The 2390-nt window shown below is 77.6% G+C and carries 2 protein-coding genes; both read left to right on the plus strand.

Annotation, left to right across the window (positions count from 1 at the left end; all coding sequences use genetic code 11):
• The coding region (locus EV190_RS23195) for an acyltransferase domain-containing protein (protein WP_133743742.1) at window positions 1-2019 on the plus strand (2019 nt) is incomplete at its 5' end.
• A 66-nt stretch (window positions 2020-2085) separates the two neighbouring features.
• A partial coding sequence (locus tag EV190_RS23200) for a beta-ketoacyl synthase N-terminal-like domain-containing protein (protein ID WP_208113303.1) occupies window positions 2086-2390 on the plus strand: 305 nt, incomplete at its 3' end.

A 2390-nucleotide genomic window follows, 5' to 3' on the forward strand; every position in this document is an offset into this window, starting at 1 on the left:
GCGGCCCCCTGGCCCGACACCGGACGCCCCCGCCGCGCCGGGGTGTCCTCCTTCGGCGTCAGCGGCACCAACGCGCACGTCCTCGTCGAGCAGGCGCCGCCGACGGATCCGTCCCCCGGACCGGCGGCCGGCTCCGCGACCGCCGCCCCCGTTCCGTGGACCGTCTCGGCCCACGACCCCGAGGCCCTTCGCGCGCAGGCCGCGCGGCTGCGCGACCACCTGGCCGGGCACCCCGGGCCGGAGCCGCGCGCGGTCGCGCGCGCGCTGGCCGCCACCCGCGCGCACCTGGACCACCGCGCCGTCGTCGTCGGTTCGGACCTCGGCGAGCTCGCCGACCGGCTCGACGCGCTCGCCCGCGGCCGTCCGGCCGCCGGTCTCGTCCAGGGCTCGGCCGTGACCCCGCCCGGCCGGGTCGCGATGCTGTTCCCCGGGCAGGGCAGCCAGCGTCCGGGGACGGGTGCGGGGCTGTCCGCGGCGTTCCCGGTCTTCGCTCACGCCCTCGACGAGGTGTGCGCCCGCTTCGACCCACACCTGGACCGCCCCCTGCGCTCGGTGATGGCCGCGCCCGAAGGGTCCCCGGACGCGGCCCTGCTGAACCGGACCGGTTACACCCAGCCCGCGCTGTTCGCGCTCGGGGTGGCGCTGCACCGGCTGCTCGCCGCGCACGGAATCGTCCCGGACCTGCTGATGGGCCACTCCGTCGGCGAGATCACCGCCGCGCACACGGCCGGGGTCCTCGACCTTCCCGACGCCTGTGCGCTGGTCGCCGCACGCGGCCGCCTCATGCAGGCGCTGCCGCCCGGCGGCGCGATGGCAGCCGTCGGGGCCGCCGAGGAGGAGGTGGCCGCCTCGCTGGCGGGGTACGCGGGGCGCGTCGCGGTCGCCGCCGTCAACGGCCCCTCCTCCGTGGTGGTCTCGGGGGACGCCGACGCCGTCGCCGAGGTCACCGCGTCCTGGGCCGAACGGGGCGCGCGGACCAGGCGGCTGAAGGTCGACCGCGCCTTCCACTCCCCCCGGATGGACCCGATGCTGGACGCGTTCGCGCACGTCGTCGGGGCGACCGCGCTGAACGCGCCCGTCCGCCCGGTCGTGTCCAACCTGACCGGGCGGCTCCTGAGCGCCGAGGAGGCCACCGACCCCGGCTACTGGGTGCGGCACGCGCGCGAACCGGTGCGCTTCGCCGACGGCGTGCGCCGCCTCCGCTCGGAGGGCGCCGGTGTTCTGCTGGAGCTGGGCCCCGCCGGGACGCTGACCGTGCTGGCGCACGACTGCCTGGCCGCCGACGGCGGCGCGGTCCCGGCGCTGATCCCGCTGCTGGGCACCGACGCGGCAGAACCGGACCTGGTGGTCCGCGCACTGGCGGAGGCACACGTGCGCGGTGTCGGCGTCGACTGGACGCCCTTCTTCGCCGGCGCCGACACCGCCGACCTGCCCACCTACGCCTTCCAGCGGCGTCGCTACTGGCTGTCGGCGGACGCTCCCGGGACGGCGTCCGGGCGGGCCCCCGAGGCGCCGCCGGTCCCGGACGCCGCGGAGCCGGACACGGACGGACCCGGGCGGACCCCGCTCGACCTGGTTCGGGACGCGACCGCCGCGGTCCTGGGACACGGCTCCCCCGACGCGGTCGATCCCGCGAGGGGCTTCATGGAGGCGGGGGTCGACTCGCTGGCCGCGTTGCGGCTGCGCAACCGGCTCGCGGCGGCGACCGGGCTGGACCTGGCCACCACGGTCGCGTTCGACCACCCGAACCCCACCGCGCTCGCCCGCCACCTGGCGGAGCTGTCAGCCGAGGCCGGGTCGGACGGGCGGGAGGTGCCCGGGCTGGACGCGCTGGAGGCGGCCCTCTCCTCGGCCCCGCTCGACGACGCCGCCCGCGAGCGGACGTCCCGACGGCTGCGCGGACTCCTCGCGCTCCTGGAGCGGTCCGGCGCTGACCGGGCGGACGGCCTCCCCGACGTCGACGGCGCCACCGACGACGAGCTGTTCGACCTGCTCGACGAGGAGTTCGGGATCTCCTGAGCCCTTCCCTTCCCCCGACCGTTCGTTCCGGTCCCTCCGCGCCAACACGGGAGTCGTGGTCCAGAAGTGTCCAACGAGGAAAAGTTCCGGGCTCTGCTCAAGCGGGCGACCGCCGACCTCCGCGGCGCCCGCGCCCAGGTCCGCGCGCTGGCCGACAGGGAGCACGAGCCCGTCGCGGTCGTGGGGATGGGCTGCCGCTTCCCCGGTGGGGTGCAGTCCCCCGAGGAGTTGTGGGAGCTGGTGGCCGACGGCCGCGACGCGACGGGCCCCGCCCCCGCCGACCGCGACTGGGACCTGGACGGGCTGTACGACCCCGACCCCGACGCCCCCGGCACCAGCTACGTGCGCGAGGGCGGGTTCCTGCGCGGGGC

Source organism: Actinorugispora endophytica (assembly GCF_004363075.1).
Classification (GTDB): domain Bacteria; phylum Actinomycetota; class Actinomycetes; order Streptosporangiales; family Streptosporangiaceae; genus Actinorugispora; species Actinorugispora endophytica.